The following is a 17,910-nucleotide window of genomic DNA, read 5'->3' as shown; positions in this document are numbered from 1 at the left end:
AGCATCATTGAATAATGCAAATCATGGGAGAGTTGAAATGCTGCTGGTCGAATTGAAACCCCTGGTAGGTCGCCTGAACAGTTTCTGCAAGCAGGCGCTGGAAGATGGCGTGGGCCTGTGCGTGTCGCGCGGGCATTACGAAATCACCGTCGAGCACTTGCTGATCAAGCTGTTCGACAACGTGCAGTCCGACATTCCGCTGCTGCTGCGCCAGCACGGCGTCGATGCCGCCCTGGTCAAGCGCGCGATGGACAAGTCCATCGAAGACATGCGCACCGGCAACGCCGGTCGTCCGGCCTTCTCGCCGCTGCTGCTGGAGTTGCTGCAAGACGCCTGGCTGATTTCCTCGGTCAACCTGTTCGAGACCCGCATCCGTTCGGGCTCTATCCTGCTGGCCTTCCTGGCCCGCGCCACCTATTACGCCACCGGCGACTATGCCACGCCGCTGCGCGCGCTGAACCGTGAAACCCTGATCGCCACCTTCGGCCAGGTCTGCGGCGGTTCTATCGAAGAATCGGCCAGCAAGGACGAAGGCGAGGGCGGCGGCGCCGCATCGCCGGCCGCCGGCGGCGACGGCAGCGCGATTGCCCGTTTCTGCGAAGACTTTACCGCCAAGGCGCGTGACGGCAAGATCGATCCGGTCTTCGGCCGCGACATGGAAATCCGCCAGATGGTGGACATCCTGGCCCGCCGCCGCAAGAACAACCCGATCTGCGTCGGCGATCCGGGCGTCGGCAAGACCGCCGTGGTCGAAGGCCTGGCCCTGCGCATCGTCGATGGCGATGTGCCTGATTCGCTGAAGGACGTCACCATCCTCGGTCTGGACATGGGCATGCTGCAAGCCGGCGCCAGTGTCAAGGGCGAGTTCGAGAACCGCCTGAAGGGCGTGATCACCGAGATCAAGGCGTCGCCCAAGCCCATCATCCTGTTCATTGACGAAGCCCACACCCTGATCGGCGCGGGCGGCCAGGCCGGCACCTCGGACGCCGCCAACCTGCTCAAGCCGGCATTGGCGCGCGGCGAACTGCGCACCATCGCGGCCACCACCTGGGCCGAGTACAAGAAGTATTTCGAAAAGGATGCCGCGCTGGCCCGCCGCTTCCAGCTGGTCAAGCTGGACGAACCGGATCTGGCCACCGCCGTGCTGATCCTGCGCGGCCTGAAGGAAAAGTATGAGGACGTGCACCGCGTGGTGATGCGCGACGACGCCATCGTCGCCGCCGCCGAGCTGTCCAGCCGCTACATCACCGGCCGTCAGCTGCCGGACAAGGCGGTGGACCTGCTTGACACCGCCTGCGCTCGCGTCAAGGTGCTGCAAAGCGCCAAGCCCGACGTGCTGGAAGACAAGGAACGCCAGATCCAGGCCCTGCACCGCGAGCAGTCCGGTCTGGAGCGTGACCGCGACAACCTGCAACCGGTGGACATCGCCCGTCTGCAAGAGATCGACGACCTGCTGGTCAAACTGGAAGACGAAGCCGGCGGCCTGCGCGCCATCTGGATGACCCAGAAGAACGCCGCCGACGCGCTGCTGGCCGCCCGTGCCGCCCGCGCCAAGGCGCGCGAGGAAGGCGCGTCGGAAGACGAGCTGGCCAAGCTGGTGCAAGAGATCGAAGCCGCCAGCGAAGCCTTCAAGACCGCCCAGGGCAAGGAGCCGCTGGTGCGCGTGGACGTCGATCCGGACGTGGTCGCCAAGGTGATCTCGGACTGGACCGGCATCCCGGTGGGCAAGATGCTGCGCGACCAGGCCGAAACCGTGATGAACATGGAAAAGACCCTGTCGGCGCGCGTGCGCGGCCAGGACCATGCCATGCACCAGATCGGCGAGATCCTCAAGACGGCGCAATCCGGCCTGCGCGATCCGCAGCAGCCGCTGGGCGTGTTCCTGCTGGCCGGTCCTTCCGGCGTCGGCAAGACCGAAACCGCGCTGTCGGTGGCCGACATCCTGTTCGGCGACGAGAAGTCCACCGTCATCGTCAACATGAGCGAGTTCCAGGAGAAGCACAATGTCAGCCGCCTGATCGGCTCGCCCCCGGGCTATGTCGGCTACGGCGAAGGCGGCGTGCTCACCGAAGCGGTGCGCCAGCGTCCGTATTCGGTGGTGCTGCTGGATGAAGTGGAAAAGGCCCACCTGGACGTGCTGAACCTGTTCTACCAGGTGTTCGACAAGGGCATGCTGTCGGACGGCGAAGGCAAGGAGATCGACTTCTCCAACACCGTCATCTTCCTGACCTCCAACCTGGCCACCGACGTCATTACCGAGATGACCGCCGGTGACGAGGTGCCGGATCACGAGACCCTGCTGGCCGCCGTGCGTCCGATCCTGTCGGCGCACTTCAAGCCGGCGCTGCTGGCGCGCATGACGGTGATTCCGTATTTCACCCTGGCCCGCGACGCGCTGGCCGGCATCGTGCGCCTGAAGATGAACAAGATCGTCAGCCGCCTGCTGCGCAACAACAAGATGCGCTTCACCTACACCGACGCCGTGGTGGATCAGATCGCCGCGCGTTGCACCGAGGTGGAAACCGGCGCGCGCAACATCGACTTCATCCTGCGTGGCACCGTGATGCCGCTGATGTCGCAGGAAATCCTGGCGCGCATGAGCGGCGAAGTGCAACCGACGGCCATCACGCTGGACGTGGCCGAAGACGGCGGCTTCAAGGTGGAGTTCCCGGCGTAAGCGGGGATGACACAGAGGGCCGGACCCCGCGCAAGCGGCGTCCGGCCCTCTGTGTTGAATGCCCTGTCACCCATCGGGCAGGACGCGGTATTACGGTCGTAACAAGGCTGAAATGGGCTGGTAAGACAGCATACGCAGAATCAGGCGCATGATAAATCAAGCATTGAGGATTTCGAGATGGCTGCATTGAATGACCTGGGCAAGGATAAGCGGTTTGAATTCGCTGTGGGCACGGACTCGGCGACATTCCATGTGGTGTCGATGACGGGCCAGGAGGGCTTGTCGCGCCTGTTCCAGTTTGATCTGACCCTGGTGACGGACAAGATCGACGTCAACCTGGATGGCATGCTCGCCAACGACATGACGCTGACGATCCTGTCGGCGGATCAGAAGACCCGGACGCCTTATCACGGTGTGCTGTCGGTGTTCGAGCAACTGCATCACGCCGGCGGCCATACCTTTTATCGCGCCGTGCTGGTGCCGCATGTGTGGACACTGTCGCTGTCCAGGGTCTCCGATCTCTATCTGGACAACAAGCGCACACCGGATCTGATCAAGTCAGTGCTGGAGAAGGCCATGTTCAACAGCAACCATGTCCAGATCGATGCGACGACCGACTTCTATCAGCCGCGCAATTATGTGAGCCAGGTGGCGGAATCGCATCTGGACTTCATCTCACGCTGGATGGAGCGTGACGGTCTTTACTATTATTTCGACCACGACGGCAAGCTTGACAAGCTGCGCATCGTTGATAAAAGCAGCGCGCACGGCAACAAGGTAGAGACCGAATACCATCCGCACGACAAGCTTGACACCGGCGTAAGCAACAAGTCGGTGCAGTCCTTCACTGGCTCCCATCGCCGTCTGCCGGCCAGCGTGATGGTGCAGGACTACAACTATGAGAAGGCAGCCCTGCCGCTGGAGTTCAAGCACGATGTTTCCGCCACCGGCGCGGGAGAAGTCATGCTGCGCGGAGAGCATATCCGCGACGAGGCGGAAGGCAAGCGCTATGCGCTGCTGCGGGCTGAAGAGATCATTTGCACTGGCAAACTCTACAACGGCGAATCCACCGTGGTGGGATTGCGCAGCGGATACCTGATGCAGATGAGCGGCCACTACCGCAAGGATTTCAATGCGTCGTATCTGGTGACCAGCATCGAGCATCGCGGCTCGCAGGCGGGCGCCTTGCTCAATGGCATGGAGACGCCGTACAACCGTGGCGAGCTGGCGCAGCAGCGCACGTTCTACACCAACAGCTTCGAGGCCATTCCGTCGGACGTGCAATATCGGGCGCCGCGTCTTACGCCGTGGCCAAGCGTGTCCGGTACGGTCACGGCCGTCATCGATTCATCCGGCGCGGGAGACTACGCCGATCTCGACAAGAAGGGCCGCTATCTGGTCCAGATGCGTTTCAACCAGACCCGGCGCGACGCTGGCAAGGGCTCTGTGCGGGTGCGCATGGCGTCGCCGTTTTCGACCAACGGCAAGGACGCGCAGCACGGCATGCATGCGCCTTTGCGCAAGGGGACGGAAGTGCTGTTGAGCTTTGATGGCGGCGATCCCGACCGGCCGGTCATCATGTCCACCGTCTCCAACTCGGAAAATGTCAATGTCGTGAACGAGGATAACAAGGCGCGCACGATCTTGAGCACGCCCGGTAACCGCATTGCCATGAATGAAACCAAGGGCCAGGAAGCGGTTGGTATCGGATCAAAGACGGGCAGCACGGTCGTTGCCGTCGGCGCGCTTCCGGCCGGCCAGCAGGGTTTTTGGCGTTCGACCTCCGGCAGCTCGTATGGCTTGACCGTGGGCACGGACACCAAAGTGACTGCCGGCGTCAAGAACTCCGTGACCCTGGCGCTGGAAAATTCCCTGTCGGCAGGCGTTGCGACCAAGTTCAATCTGGGCAGTTCGGTCAGTTTCGGCCTGGCCTTCGACATGAGCTGGAAGGCCGGACGGTCCTTCACCATCGATGACGGGAAGTCGGTTTCCCTGAAGGAAGACGGCAAACTGGTGGGCAACACCAAGGTCACCATCGCGGGTGGGCAGAAAACGCTGGTCAAGGAAACGCTGAAGAAGTGGAAGCTGGGCATCCGGGGGGCCGTTCTGGCCAATACTGCGGTGAATGTGGCGCTCGGCATGGCGGCGACCGCTGAGATATCGATGATGGCCAACACCGATGCCAGCGGCAAGCTGCCAATGGACGATGAGGACAACAAGCGTATCGCTACGCTGTATGGCGGGCTGGCCGGTCTGGAGGGCACCCTGGCGCAGGTCGCGCTGCAAAAGACGGGGAGCTATCTCGAAGGCCTGATGGATTCCAAGACCAATCCTTACACCAGCAACATTGTGGTGGACGACAAAGGCGTGGATATCAAGGTCGACGATGTGAATGGGCAGACGTCGAACGCCAGCGGCAAGTTCGGGCTTGGCACCATCGCCTTCATCGCCAGCGATGCCATCAGCAGCCATGCGACCAAAAAGATTACGGCCTCCGCAGGCGACAAGACGACCGGGATCGCCATCCAGGACAGCCGGGGCGTGACCACGACTGCCGACAAGACCACATTCAGTGTGGCGCAGGATCAGGTGAAAGCTACGGTCGAAAACGCGGTGTTGCTGATGAAAAAGGACGCCACCGAGCTGAAGTCCGGTGAAACGACGCTGTCCTTGACCTCGTCGGATGCGAAGCTGGAAAAAGGGTCTTCCATGTTGAAACTTGATGGTTCCGAGTCCTTCATCGGCCAGAAAGGTGGCGCGTTTGTGAAGGCCACGGCAACGGATATTCTGGTCAAGAGCGGTGGCACCCAGTTCAAGATCGGCGCAACCGGCTCGAAAATCATCGGCCTCAAGATCGAGCTCGGCTGACATGAAGATATTCCGCCCAGACGATATGGCGCTGATGTTCCGAAGCTTTCGCTTCGCGCGCCGAAACACCCTGGCAGTGGGGATGCTGGCCTTGTTCCGCTTTGACGCCAGCGAGCGCGGTGCCTTGTTGACGGAGACCGAGCTGTGGGCCGCCGCCGCCGAGGCCATGGGCAGCGACGCCGTGCTCGATGAAGGCTATCCGAAGCCGGTAGGAGAGTTCGCCGTCTACGGAAGCGCCTGGGCAGCCCAAGGTGCGCCGGTGGAAGAAATGGGCGTGTCGGTGCAGATCGGCGCGTTACGCAAGCAACTCGTCGTCAACGGTGACCGCGTGTTCAATGCGCTCGGGCTGGCGTCGGATCCATCACCGTTTTACGAGATGCCGCTGACGCCGGCGCACGCCTTTGGCGGGCCTGGCTACGCCGCCAATCCGTTGGGCAAGGGCGCGCAGGAAATCATGGGGAGCGATGGCGAGGCGTTCTGGCCGCTGCCCAACGTGGAAACACTGGACGACCGCATGGTGGAGACCGATGACGAGCATGCCCCGGCCGGTTTCTGGTGCCTGCCTCCGCATGCGCCGGTGCGTGCCGCCATGCTCGGACGCTTCGACGATAGCTGGTTGCGCCATACCTGGCCGCATCTGCCTGAGGATACGCAGGCGGAATATTTCCAGACTGCGCCGGCCGACCAGCGCTTGACGGCGTATTTCAGTGGCGATGAGACCATGGAATTGCGTGGCATGCATCCGCAGCACCAGGTGCTGACCAGTCATTTGCCGGGCCTGCGGGCGCGTTGCTTCATCAACCGCAGCGATGGGGCTGGTGGCGAGCGTTTCAGCGAGCTCCAGACCAGGGCGGAATCGGTCTGGCTGTTTCCCGGCGCCGCCTGCGGCATCGTGCTGTATCGGGGACAGTCAGACATCGCTGACGAAGACGGCAGCGATGTCTTGCATATCATGGCTGAGTGGGAGCGCATGACGGACGCGCCGGCGTCTTTCGATCATTATCAACGGGTGTTTCGGGAGCGGCTGGATGAAGGCGTAATCGCCGCTGAACCCACAGCGGAGCCGGTCATCGAGGCGACTGCGCCGGCAGCAGCGCTGGTCGTGCCGGCGCCTGCTGCTGCGGCCGCTGGCGCAGTTGCGATGGATGCCGGCCTGCCAGACACGAGCGAAATCGATGCCGTGGTCAATGCCCTGGAGCGCGACACTGCCGAGAAGATGGCGCGCCACGGATTGACGCCCGCCGACTTGCAACGGGTCATGCCGGTGGAGCCATCTGTGCCGCCCGCCACGCTGGAAGAAGTGGATCGTGTCATCGTTGAGCTGAACGCCGAGACCCAGGCGCGGATGCAACAACATGGGCTGACCCAGGCCGATCTGGCGCCGGTGATCAGCCAGGCCGAAGCTGCTCCGGCGTCGGCGTCGGTGGTGGAGGTCAACCAGAGCCTGCGACAGCTTGAGGCGGCCACCCAGCAACAGATGCAAAAGCACGGGTTGACCGAAGCAGATGTCGAGCGGCTGCTTGCCGCTAACCCGAATGGCGGCGCGTTGCTCGCGGCCTACCGTGAAGCGCTGGCGTTCCAGCGCGCTGAGGGCAGTGCTGCGGACATGTTTGCCGGCTTGCCCGCTTTACCCGAGATCGATATCGCACAAGCGCTGCCGGAAGTTGCCTTGCTGAGCGCGACCTTGCCCAAGGCCAGCCATCCGCCGTTGACGCGCGAGCAGGTTGTGGCGCGTCGCGCCGCAGGAGAAACGATCAGCGGTTTTGACTTGTCCGGTGTGGACTTGTCCGGTCTGGACTTATCCGGCGCTGATTTCAGCGACAGCTTGATGGAGGGCGTCCGGTTTGCCGACAGCCTCGCTACCAAGGCCAATTTCACTGACTGCCTTCTGAAAGGCGCGGATTTCACGCAGGCCGATTGCAGCCAGGCCACGTTCTTGCGCGCCAGCGTCAGCGGCAGCAAATTTACCAAGGCGCGCTTGTCGCATGCCGTGTTGCAGGACGCCGATTTCACCGGCGCTGATTTTGTCGAAGCCTCGTTGGGGCAGGCGAGTCTTGCTGGCGCAACGTTCGAGGCCGCCGTCATGACCGGCTTGTCGGCCGCTGGCGTACAGGCATCAAGCGCCAATTTCACCGGTGCGGACTTGTCCGGAGCGGATCTGCGGCAAGCCGTTCTCACTGACGCCATGTTCGTCGCCAGCAAGCTGGTGACCGCCAACTTCCATGAGGCGCAAGCCAGCGGTGCAGATTTTCAGGGCGCGGTCGCGACGGGCGCCCAGTTTGCCCAGGCTGATCTGGCAGCGGCGCGCGCAGACAAGGAGAGCAATTTTTCCCGGGCCAGTTTCGAGGGAGCGCAATTGCACCGGGCTGCGTGGGAGGGCGCACGGTTGACCGGTGCGCAATTTACCGGCGCGCGCCTGGACTTCGCCGATTTCAGCCAGACGCAGGCGCAAGGCGCAAATTTCAGAAACGCCCGCGCACGTGGCGTCAAGCTGTCCAAGGCCGACCTGTCCAAGGCCGACATGACCGGGGTCGACCTGCTCAAAGGCTCGCTGCGCAAGGCCCGTGTGGAAGACGCCGCGCTGCATTTCGCCAATCTCTATGGCGTGGATTTTGAAGGCGTCACAGTCAAAGTCGTCGCGCTGGAAGGCGCAGACACCGGTGGCACGATTCTGGGCTTCCGTCCGCCGCTGGCGTGACGACCTATCCTGATGAAAGGAAGACATATGGAACTGAACGAACTCCTGCAAGCCGCCAGCGAAGACCAGCAACTGGTCGATGTCGATCTGAGCGGCGTTGATCTGTCCGGCCGCGACCTGTCCGGCTGGACGCTGATCAATCTCAACTTGGCCAATGCCACGCTGGTCGGCACCGTGCTCCATGGCGCGTACCTGCAGAACATCAAGCTGAGCGGGGCGCGCTTGCAGAAGTTGCAGGCCCATGAAAGCAACTGGTCGGACATCGATTTCTCTGACGCGCAATGCCAGGAAGCCGATTTCCAGCATGCGGTGTTCAGCAACTGCCGCTTCGATGGCGCTAGCCTGGCCGGCGCGCAACTGGTGCGCTGTGACATGAACGATGTCAGCCTGGCCCAGGTCGACGTCAGCGGCGCCGACCTCACGCGCTGGACCGTGATGAACAGCGACCTGACGACCGTGAAGTTCGAGCGCGCGAAGATGGAACAAGCCTTCTTCCGGGGCAGCAACCTGGCGGGCCAGCGGTTCCCGGCCTGCGACCTGACCATGACCAACTTCAGCGAATGCCAGTTGCCGAAGGCCGATTTCGCGGGCGCCGTGCTGGATCGCACCAGCTTCCTCTCGGCGCAGCTGCCAGAAGCCAATTTCAGCAACGCCAGCGGCATCTATATCTGTTTCATTGATGCCCAGGGCCAGAAGGCCAATTTCAGCGGCGTGAAGTTCGACATGAGCGATGCTTCCGGCGCGGATTTCACTGACGCGCAAGGCGTGGGCGGCAGCTGGCACATGTCGGTGATGCACAAGACCGTGTGGCAGCAGGCGCAGCTGAAGCAGTCGAAGTGGGTGTATTGCGACCTGTCGAACGCCGTCTTCAATGGCGCCGATTGCAGCGCCGCCGATCTGGGCGGCGCCAATATCCACGCCATGCTGCAAAAGGATACCCGCTGGGACGGCGCCAATTTCGATGGCGTGCGCCCGACCGATCCGGCGCTGGAAAAAGCCGAGCAATGGCAGCCCAAGGCCGCCGCCCGATGATGCACCGGTCGCGCCAGCATCCCGTCGCGCCCGTCATGAAGATCAATGCAGTCCCCTTGAACCGACACTGAATTGAAATGGAGTCCACCATGCAAAACACACTGATCCCGATGTCCCGCCCCGACGCCGCTGTCGGCCTGGTCTATGCCACCGTGACCGGTCGCGCCGACAAATGGTTCTTCCTGTCGGGCGGCGACTTGTCGGTCGAGCGCGCGCAACGCGCCGACAGCTGCCTGATCGAGCCGGAAAGCGGCGACACCGTGCTGGTGTGCAACGGCGGCGCCCAGACCTCGTACATCCTGGCGGTGCTGGCGCGTGCCACGCCGGCACAGGCCACCTTGAAGCTGCCGGGCGATGTCTCGCTGCACACGGCCCAGGGCCAGTTGCAGGTGCAGGCCGAGCAGCTGGAACTGACCGGCCGCAAGCGCGTGACCGTGGTCGGCGCGCAGGTGGAGCTGGCCGGCGTGCAGGGCGATGTGCGCTTCTCGCGTCTGAACACCAGCGCCGAGGAAGTCAACGCCCGCTTCGGCGTGGTGCGCAGCATGGCGCAAAGCATCACCTCGACCGTGGGTCGCCTGGTGCAGAAGGCGCGCGACAGCTTCCGCTGGGTGGAAAACCTTGACGAGACCCGCGCCGGCCGCGTGCGCATGCAGGTCAAGGAGCGTTTCCACATGAAGGCCAAGCACACGACCTTGTTGGCAGATGGCCAGGTCAAGATCGACGGCGAGAAGATCGACCTCGGTTGAGCGCCACCGCCTGCCTTCGCCCACTCAAGATTCGCTCAAGGAGCACACCATGTTCGCAGTGACCAAGCAAGCCGGCCAGGCCATGGCCATGCCCGATGTCTGCAAGACGCCGATCCCGCCTGCCGGCCCGATCCCGATCCCGTATCCCAACATCGCCATGCCGATGATGGGCAATCCGGCCACCCTGAAGGTGTCGATCTCGGGCATGCCCGCCTTGACCAAGGCTTCCAAGATTCCGATGTCCAATGGCGACCAGCCCGGCGTGGCCGGTGGCGTGGCGTCGAGCAAGATCATGGGGCCGTGCGAGTTCGTGCTGGCCAGCTTCAAGGTCAAGCTGGAAGGCAACCCGGCGGTGCGCCTGACGGCGACCACCAAGCAGAACGACGGCAATACCGTGGGCGCGGTGCTGGTGCCGAGTCAGGCCAAGGTAATGATCATGGGTTAAACGCATGTCATGAACGCTACTGCGCGAACCTGACTGTTCACCTGCGATGCTCACCGTACTTACGTACGGCTGCGCTTCTCGGCAAACATTCAGCTCCGCTCGCTACGCGCTCACGACATGCCGAAACGTAGTCTGGGTGCTTATTTTTTATTGTTTATTTCCTATTTTTTTGGTCTCGCCATGAAAACAGTCTGGATTACTTCTCTCGGCAACAATCCCCCGCGCGTGCAGGCGTTCACTGGCGTGCTGAAACGTTATGGGCTCGACGTGAAGGGCCATTTCTGGACCGATGAGGCCGAGAAGATGGCCTGGCGCGTGGCGCTGGATTCGCTGGTCGAGGCCAAGGCCAATGTGTGGCTGGTGCTGGCCGACGCCGAGGAAATGGCCAAGCCGACCGTGCGCTACGGCCTGTCGCTGATGGCGGCGTCGCTGCGCGAGGGCAGCGGCCATGGCTTCCCGATCGTGTTCATGTGGAAGGACAAGGCGCCCGCGCCTGACACGCTGCCGCCGCTGCTGCGCAACGCCTTGCACCTGGAAGAAGCCAATGCCGCCTGGCCCGCCAAGATCGTGGCCAAGGCCAATATGCCGGGCAAGGCCGAAGCGCCGGAATACCGCCTGAACGTGGCGGGCGACGAAAAGCTGGGCCAGTGGTTCGAGATCGGCCCGCGCGCCGGCAACTGGGATGGCGTGATGTTCGGCGTGGCCGGCGAGGGCGCGGAGATCAACTTCCAGGCGGTGGGCGATGCCAATGGCTTGCCCGAGAAGACCGTGCTGGAATTCGCCCAGCAGGGCATGAAGCTGCAACTGGGCGAGACCGAATACACGGCCTGGGCCGTGCGCAACCAGGTGGGCGAGGGCCAGTCCTACTACGCCCGCGTGAAGGGTTGCCCGAGCGCCATCCTGTTCCTGCAATACACCGAAAGCGGCGACGGCGAAGCTACCGTGTTGACGCTGTCCTGATCAGAAGGAAAACGACATGTCCCTTTTTGACAACCTGGCTGCCAACAAACGCTTCGAATTCACGTCGAAGGCCTTCGACGACGCGCAGAAATTCGCCGTGGTCAATCTGCATGGCAAGGAAGCCATCTCGCAGATGTTCCGCTTCGAGTTGACGCTGGTGTCTGCCGATGCGGACATCGACTTTGGCGACATGCTACAGAAACCGGCGTCGCTGCTGATCTATCCGGCCGATGGGTCGACGGCCACGCCGTATCACGGCGTCCTCAGCGCGTTCGACCAGCTGCACAAGGCCGATGGCTATGTGTTCTATCGCGCCGTGCTGGTGCCGCGCCTGTGGCGTCTGTCGCTGTACCGGATCACCGATCTCTATGTCGGCGACCAGGTGACGCCCGAGCTGCTCAAGCTGGTGCTCGACAAGGGGCGCATCTTCAGCGACGACCGCAACTTCGTGACCTCGGGCGTGTATGACAAGCGCGACTACGTGACCCAGTACGAGGAGACCTATCTGGCCTTCCTGTCGCGCTGGATGGAGCGGGACGGCCTGTATTATTACTTTTCGCACGACAAGAACAAGGACATCCTCAACGTCGCCGACGGCATCAACAGTCATGCCGCCACGACCGTGGAGGCCAGCTACCGGCCGGCGGACCGGCTCGACACGGGCGGCAGCAACAAGGCCGTGCAATCCTTTGTCGGCGGCCAGCGCCCGCTGCCGAACAAGGTCATCCTTCAGGATTACAACTACACCGCGGCCGACGTAGCCTTGCGCTTCGAGGAAACCGTTTCAGCCAGCGGCATCGGCGATGTCATGCTGCAAAATGAGAACATCCGCACCGAAGCAGAAGGCAAGCGCTATGCGAAGCTGCGCGCGCAGGAGCTGATCTGCGCCTCGCGCCATTATTACGGCGAGTCGACGGTGGTCGGTCTGCGCAGCGGCTTCTTCCTGACATTGGCGCAGCATTACCGTTCTTCGTTCAACGGCAAGTACCTGGTGACCGAGATCGAGCACCGCGGCTCGCAGGCCGGCGCGCTGCTCAACGGCATGAGCACGCCGTTCAACGAGGACATGAATGCGGACACGCCGGCCACCTATTACGCCAATTCCTTCCAGGCGATCCCGGCCGACGTGCAGTTCCGCGCGCAACGCGTCACGCCCTGGCCCTACCGCCAGGGCACGATGAGCGCCACCATCGATTCCAGCAAGACCGACAACTACTACGCCGATCTGGATGACAAGGGCCGCTATCTGGTCAAGCTGCGCTTCACCCAGAGCGCCAGCGCCGACGCCAACAAGGTGCGCATCCGCATGGCATCGCCCTACGCCGGCACGGTCAAGGTGGACGACAAGGCGGTCGGTTACGGCATGCACACGCCCTTGCACAAGGGGGCCGAAGTGCTGCTGTCCTTCGAGGGCGGGGACCCGGACCGTCCGGTGATCCTGGGCGCAGTGGCCAACTCCCTCAATCCCAATGTGACCGTCGGGCCGGACGACAACAAGGTGGTGAGCCGCCTCATCACGCCGGGCAACAGCATCGTCATCGACGACACCAAGGGCAGCGAGTCGATCACGCTGAAGTCGGCCAGCAGCGGCACCGCGACGATCATCGGCAAGCAGCCGGCGGCGGCAGTGAAGGGCATCTGGCAAAGCACCTCGGGCAGTTCATTCAGCCTGTCGGGGGGCAATTCGACCTCGATCTCGGTGGGCGTGAAGAACTCGCTGGGCCTGTCGCTGGAAAACAGCGCCACCGCGTCGGTGACCACCAAGGCCGCCGTGGGCGCCAGCTTTGGCGTGAGCTACGGCCGCGACGTGGCCTGGAAGTTCGGCAAGAGCTTCAGTGTCGACGATTCCACCTCCGTGTCCTTCAAGACCGACGGCAAGTTGCAGGCCAATGAAACCGTGACCATCTCCGGCGGCCAGCGTGTGGTCATCAAGACCGCCGTGGAGGCGCTGAAGACGGCGGTCAAGACTGCCGTGATCGTCAATACGGTGGCCAACATGGTCGTGGCTGGCGGCGCGGCCGCGGCCAGCGCCAAGCTGTCCGACAGCGCCAGCGGCAAGCTGGCCTTTGATTCGCTCGAAAGCGGCGCGCTGACCGCCGGCCAGACCGCCGCCAACGGCCTGATCATCGGCATCACCCAGTTCGTGCTGGACAAGGCGGCCACAGCCATCGAAACCGTCTGCAAGGACGTCACCTATGCCAGCAACATCAAGGTCAACAACAGCGGCATCAACATCAAGGCCGACCAGTTGCTGCCACCGGGACTGGGCGAGATCGACGTCAAGCACAACAGCATCAAGCTGGGCGTGGCCGGAACCGCGCCACCGGGCAATTCGCATCTGGATATCACCGGCTCCAAGATCTCGGTCGTCGGTGCCGGCTTGCCGGCCTTGCAGAGCGCGCTTGATCTGGACGCGACCCAGGCGCAACTGAGCACGGCGAACCCGGTCGGCAAGGTTGCGCTGCAAACACCGGCGGGCGGGCGCTTGACGGCCAGCGCGTCTGGGCTGGTGGCCCAGGCCAATGCGGCCGGCCTGTCCGAACTGAACCTGAGCGCGACGGGCGCGACCCTGGAGTATTCCACCACCAAGGGCTTCGCCGCCAAGCCGCTCGCCGTGAGCGCCACTTATATGAAGGCCGAGATGAAGCTGAGCTCCATGGCCGCTGAACTGAGCTACGGCAGCAGCAGCCTGACGGTGTCGCCAGCCGGCGCCAAGGTCAACGGCATGATGATCCAGCTGGGTTAAGAAAGTCACCAGGCATGAAAATCTATCGCGAAAACAACCAGGCGGTACTGCACCGCAGTTTCCAGTTTGCCCGCCGCAATACGTTGGCCATCGGCATGCTGGGCCTGTTCCCGTTCGGGAAGGCCTCGCTGGATGGCCTGCGCGATGAGCCAGAGCTGTGGGATGCCGTCAAGAAAGCCATGGGCGAAGCCGTGCTCGACGAGGGCTATCCCAAGCCGGCGGGCGAATTCAAGGTGTATGGCAATGCCCACGCGCCCGGCGGCACGCCAGTGCAGGAAATGGCGGTGGCGGCGCGGGTCGGCACGGTGTCCAAGCAATTGCTGGTGCTGGGCGATCGCAGCTTTGGCGCGCTTGGCCGGATTTCGGCGACCACGCCGTTTACGGTGATGCCGCTGACCCAGCAACGCGCGTTCGGCGGCGAAGGGCATGCGGCCAACCCGCTGGGGCGGGGCATCCACGCGGTGGATGTCGCCGACGGCAGTAAGCAATGGCCCTTGCCCAATGTCGAATGGATGAGCAAGCGGATGGTCCAGCGCAGCGACCAGCCCGCGCCCGCCGGGTTCTGGGGCTTTGACGCCGCCGCGCTCATGCGCACCGCCAGCCTGGGGAAGTTCGACGACAACTGGCTCAAGCACACCTGGCCGCACCTGCCGCTGGATACGCAAGTGGAGTATTTCCACACCGTGCCGGCGGACCAGCGCGTCAGCGGTTATTTCAAGGGGGACGAAGACTTCGAGCTGCGCGGCATGCATCCGCAACAGCGCGTGCTGACCGGGCGTCTGCCGGGATTGCGCGCGCGTTGTTTCGTCAATCGCCGCCAGCCCAATGGCGTCACGCGCTTTGCCGAGGTCGAGGCGCGCCTGGACACGGTGTGGCTGTTTCCCGAACTGGAGTGCGGCATCGTGCTGTACCGCGCCCAGTCGGACACGGAAGATGACGATGCCAGCGATGTGGCGCAGATCATGGTGGCGTGGGAGCGGCTGGTCGATGCGCCGCAGACCTTCGCTGCCTACGAGGCACGATTCCACACGCTGACCAACGCCGCGCCGGCGGTGGTGGCCGAGACGCCGCCGCCGCAGGCGCCTGCTGCCGCAGCGCCCGCGGTGGCGCCGCCCATGCCCGCCGGACTGGCCGCCCTGGCTGCCGCGCCGCCGGTGCTCGACGCCGCGCCGGAAATGCAGGAAGCCTATCGCGCCGTGGCCGAACTGGAAAAAGCGACAGCCCAGCTCATGCAACAGCACGGCATCACCCCGGCGCAAGTGCAGGCGTTCATGCCGGTGGAAGAGCCGCTGCCTGCCGTGTCGATGGAAGAGGCGCATCGCGCGGTCGCCGATCTGGAATTGCAGACGCGCGAGTTCATGCGCAAGCACAACGTGACGGATGCCGACCTGCAAAAGTTCATGCCGCCGCCGCAGGCGCCGGATGCAGGTGCCAGCCTGGCGGAAGCCAAGGCTGCCATCAGTGATCTCAATGCGCAAACGCAGGCCTTCATGGCCGAGAACAAGATCACCATGCAGGACATGCAGAAGTTCGTGGCCGAGCGCCCGGACATGGCAGCTGCCCTCGGCAATCTTGATGCTGATCTGTCCGCCCTGTTGGCAGCGGTGCCCAATGAAGCGCCTGTATTGCCCGGCGTAGCGGCGGCTACCGCCTTTGGCGGTGCGCTCAAGCCGCCGGCAATGCCGGAACTGCCGCCATTGCCGGCCGCCCCGGCACGGGCGCAATTGACGCGGGAGGAGGTCATCGCGCGTCATGCGGCCAGTCAGTCGCTCAAGGGATTTGATATTTCCGGCGTGGACTTGTCGGCGCTGGACCTGTCCGGCGCCGATTTCTCCGGCAGCCTGATGGAAGGCACGGTGTTGGCCAAGAGTCGTCTGGCGGGCGCTGATTTTTCGCAGTGCCTGATGCAGGGCGCTGACTGTAGCGAGAGCGACATGACCGGCGCGAAACTGAATGAAGCAAGCGCCGCCGGCAGCAAGTTCGCCAAGTCCAGACTGTCCGGCGCGCAGCTGCGCGACGCCGATTTCACCGGCGCGGACTTCGCCGAGGCGCAGTTGTCGCAAGCGGACGCGGCGGGGGCGATCTTCGCGCAGGCCGTGATGACCAAGCTGGTGGGCGCAGGCATGCGGGCGCCGATGGCCAATTTCTCCGCCGCCGACCTGTCCGGTGCGCAGCTCGCGCAAGCCGAGCTGACGCAGGCGGTTTTCCAGGGCAGCAAGCTGGCGCAGGCCGACTTGTCCGCCGTATCGGCGCGCCATATCGATCTGCATGGCGCCGATGCCAGCGCCGGGCGGTTTAACGGGGCTGACCTGACGGCGGCGCGCGCGGCGGCGGGCAGCGTGTTTGCCAAGGCGGTCTTCAGCGACGCGCGCCTGACGGGCGCCACCTGGGAAGGCGCTGATGTCACGGCGGCCCATTTCGAGGGCGCGCAGCTCGATGCGGTCGATTTCAGCAAGGTGCAGGCCCAAGGGGCGGTGTTCCGGGACGCTTCAGCGCGCGGCGCCAAATTCGGCAAGGCCGACCTGGCGCAAGCCGACCTGACCCGCGTCAACCTGCTCAAGGGCTCATTGCGCAAAACGGTGCTGACGGACGCGGTGCTGCATTTCTCCAATCTGGTGGGCGTCGATTTCGAAGGCACACGGGTGCGGGTGGCGGCGCTGGAAGGAGCCGATACGGCCAACACCATCCTGCGGTTCCGGCCGCCGATGGCATAAGGGGCATAAGGGGCATAAGGGGCATAAGGGGCATAAGGGGCGTAAGGGGCGTAAGGGGCGTAAGGGGCGTAAGAGGTGTAAAGGCGGGAAAAAAGGAAAGGCGGGCGCTCAGTTCAACTGGCCGCGCGCCGGCCCGACCACCTTGCCGGTGTCGTCGAGCAGCACGGCCTCGCCGGGCTCGAAGGGCACGTCGACGTCGTACTGCTCGCCGTTGAAGCGGTAGCCGATGCGGTAGAGGGAGTCCTCGTGCGAGGTCAGCAGTTGCGGTCCGCAAGTCTGGTCGCGCACGAAGACCTCGGCGGCGATCGGACCATCGGGATCGGACGGCAGCGCTTCGGGCGGCTTGACCGGCGGGAACACCATGTCCCACAAGGCCTTGCCGACCAGCGCGCCGGCCAGTGCGCCCGGCAGGGTTTTCTTGTAGCGGTCGTGCTTGCCCAGCTTGTCGGCGATGCCGCCGCCGAGCCAGGCACCGGCGACGCCGCCCGGCCCGACCATGTAGCCGCCCAGCCCGGAGCCGGCGACGACCGGCAGCAGCCATTTGCGCGCAGTGGCGGCCGAGGTGATGCGCTTGAGCAGCAGGATGCCGGAGATGCCGCCCATGGCGGCGCCTACCAGCGGCCAGATGTTGCGGCTCAAGAAGGGCGTGGACTGGTAGTTCTTGTACTCCCGCATGGCGAGATCGCGCTGCGAGATCAGGGTGTCCCAGCACTGCTGGCCGACAAAGGGATCGCGGTTCTGGCTGGCGTAGACGTACTCGACCGCGGCCACGGTGGTGACGGGCGCAGGCTCGCCGAAGTCAGGCAGGGAAGGCAGGGTCAGCGGCGCGCCGGCCGCCGGCAGCGCCTGGCTCAGCAGGGCCAGCGCCAGCAGCGGGCGGGTCACACAAGCGGTCAGGCGGAGCGGGGCGGTCATGGGCGCAGGCCGGCAGGCCGGCGGAAATGGAGCAGTGCCGAGATGCTAACGCCATCGCGACGTGCTGAGAAGTGGCTGGCAGGGTTTTTCGTGTTGCAGTTGTCATGCG

10 protein-coding genes are annotated in these 17,910 nt (G+C 63.9%); 9 read left to right on the top strand and 1 reads right to left on the bottom strand.

What is annotated here, in order from left to right:
• Positions 1-37 precede the first annotated feature (37 nt).
• The 9 genes from tssH (at position 38) to J2X56_RS05820 (ending at position 16,886) form a co-directional block, all read left to right on the top strand.
• Entirely contained in the window at positions 38-2,677 is a 2,640-nt protein-coding gene (gene tssH, locus J2X56_RS05860; RefSeq protein ID WP_310158825.1) for a type VI secretion system ATPase TssH, read from the top strand.
• A gap of 177 nt (positions 2,678-2,854) precedes the next feature.
• Entirely contained in the window at positions 2,855-5,545 is a 2,691-nt protein-coding gene (locus J2X56_RS05855; RefSeq protein ID WP_310158823.1) for a type VI secretion system tip protein TssI/VgrG, read from the top strand.
• Between the two features lies 1 nt (position 5,546).
• On the top strand, positions 5,547-8,243 hold the full coding sequence (locus tag J2X56_RS05850; RefSeq protein ID WP_310158821.1) for a DUF2169 domain-containing protein: 2,697 nt from the start codon (positions 5,547-5,549) through the stop codon (positions 8,241-8,243).
• Positions 8,244-8,270: 27 nt separating this feature from the next.
• Complete coding sequence (locus J2X56_RS05845) at positions 8,271-9,275, top strand: pentapeptide repeat-containing protein (RefSeq protein ID WP_310158820.1); 1,005 nt, start codon at positions 8,271-8,273, stop codon at positions 9,273-9,275.
• An 89-nt stretch (positions 9,276-9,364) separates the two neighbouring features.
• Positions 9,365-10,021, top strand: a complete 657-nt coding sequence (locus J2X56_RS05840; RefSeq protein WP_310158818.1) for a DUF3540 domain-containing protein — start codon at positions 9,365-9,367, stop codon at positions 10,019-10,021.
• A gap of 49 nt (positions 10,022-10,070) precedes the next feature.
• Positions 10,071-10,466 carry a DUF4150 domain-containing protein gene (locus tag J2X56_RS05835; RefSeq protein ID WP_310158816.1) on the top strand — a complete coding sequence of 132 codons (396 nt, stop codon included), beginning with the start codon at positions 10,071-10,073 and terminating at the stop codon, positions 10,464-10,466.
• 180 nt (positions 10,467-10,646) lie between these two features.
• A complete protein-coding gene (locus J2X56_RS05830; protein WP_310158814.1) occupies positions 10,647-11,426 on the top strand; it encodes a hypothetical protein in 780 nt (259 codons plus the stop codon).
• A 16-nt stretch (positions 11,427-11,442) separates the two neighbouring features.
• A complete protein-coding gene (locus tag J2X56_RS05825; RefSeq protein ID WP_310158813.1) occupies positions 11,443-14,172 on the top strand; it encodes a type VI secretion system tip protein TssI/VgrG in 2,730 nt (909 codons plus the stop codon).
• A gap of 14 nt (positions 14,173-14,186) precedes the next feature.
• The gene (locus J2X56_RS05820) at positions 14,187-16,886 is read left to right on the top strand and encodes a DUF2169 domain-containing protein (RefSeq protein ID WP_310158811.1); all 2,700 of its coding nucleotides are present in this window, start codon (positions 14,187-14,189) and stop codon (positions 16,884-16,886) included.
• Between the two features lie 108 nt (positions 16,887-16,994).
• On the opposite strand, the gene J2X56_RS05815 is transcribed toward J2X56_RS05820, so the two are convergent.
• Positions 16,995-17,801: a hypothetical protein gene (locus tag J2X56_RS05815; RefSeq protein ID WP_310158809.1), complete on the bottom strand. Its 807-nt coding sequence runs from the start codon at positions 17,799-17,801 to the stop codon at positions 16,995-16,997.
• Between the last annotated feature and the right edge of the window lie 109 nt (positions 17,802-17,910).

The sequence above is a fragment of the Herbaspirillum sp. 1173 genome (assembly GCF_031455335.1).
Classification (GTDB): Bacteria; Pseudomonadota; Gammaproteobacteria; order Burkholderiales; family Burkholderiaceae_D; genus Herbaspirillum; species Herbaspirillum huttiense.
This window is presented reverse-complemented; position numbering and strand designations above follow the sequence as displayed.

Excerpts from the sequence above, each read along its gene's own strand:
- tssH (WP_310158825.1), top strand. The coding sequence starts at position 38 with ATGCTGCTGGTCGAATTGAAACCCCTGGTAGGTCGCCTGAACAGTTTC.
- J2X56_RS05820 (WP_310158811.1), top strand. The coding sequence starts at position 14,187 with ATGAAAATCTATCGCGAAAACAACCAGGCGGTACTGCACCGCAGTTTC.
- J2X56_RS05825 (WP_310158813.1), top strand. The coding sequence starts at position 11,443 with ATGTCCCTTTTTGACAACCTGGCTGCCAACAAACGCTTCGAATTCACG.
- J2X56_RS05845 (WP_310158820.1), top strand. The coding sequence starts at position 8,271 with ATGGAACTGAACGAACTCCTGCAAGCCGCCAGCGAAGACCAGCAACTG.
- J2X56_RS05815 (WP_310158809.1), bottom strand. The coding sequence starts at position 17,801 with ATGACCGCCCCGCTCCGCCTGACCGCTTGTGTGACCCGCCCGCTGCTG.
- J2X56_RS05835 (WP_310158816.1), top strand. The coding sequence starts at position 10,071 with ATGTTCGCAGTGACCAAGCAAGCCGGCCAGGCCATGGCCATGCCCGAT.
- J2X56_RS05855 (WP_310158823.1), top strand. The coding sequence starts at position 2,855 with ATGGCTGCATTGAATGACCTGGGCAAGGATAAGCGGTTTGAATTCGCT.
- J2X56_RS05830 (WP_310158814.1), top strand. The coding sequence starts at position 10,647 with ATGAAAACAGTCTGGATTACTTCTCTCGGCAACAATCCCCCGCGCGTG.
- J2X56_RS05850 (WP_310158821.1), top strand. The coding sequence starts at position 5,547 with ATGAAGATATTCCGCCCAGACGATATGGCGCTGATGTTCCGAAGCTTT.
- J2X56_RS05840 (WP_310158818.1), top strand. The coding sequence starts at position 9,365 with ATGCAAAACACACTGATCCCGATGTCCCGCCCCGACGCCGCTGTCGGC.